The 247-nt window shown below is 51.0% G+C and carries 1 protein-coding gene; it reads left to right on the plus strand.

Annotation, left to right across the window (positions count from 1 at the left end; all coding sequences use genetic code 11):
• The coding region (locus JTI98_RS00005; protein ID WP_252869610.1) for a DUF4060 family protein at window positions 1-231 on the plus strand (231 nt) is incomplete at its 5' end.
• Window positions 232-247 lie beyond the last annotated feature (16 nt).

The following is a 247-nucleotide window of genomic DNA, read 5'->3' on the forward strand; positions in this document are numbered from 1 at the left end:
ATTAACCGCAGTAAGCAATCGCCATTGGGCCGCCGGGCATGTGATGCAGCACTGGCAAAGCATGTTGAACGATACGGTGACTATGGTCGCAGCGACAGGAAGGAAACATACACAGTGAACGTGGACGGCGTGAAGATCTGGGTAGAAGTGGTCAACCGTCATAAGAGTTATGTGGCAACCGCTATGACAGGCATGCGCCGGCTAAGAACTCTGCCCGGTCGGTTTAACTGATAACGAATTATCAATA

It is taken from the genome of Citrobacter sp. MGH 55 (genome assembly GCF_016906145.1).
GTDB classification, from domain to species: domain Bacteria; phylum Pseudomonadota; class Gammaproteobacteria; order Enterobacterales; family Enterobacteriaceae; genus Citrobacter_A; species Citrobacter_A amalonaticus.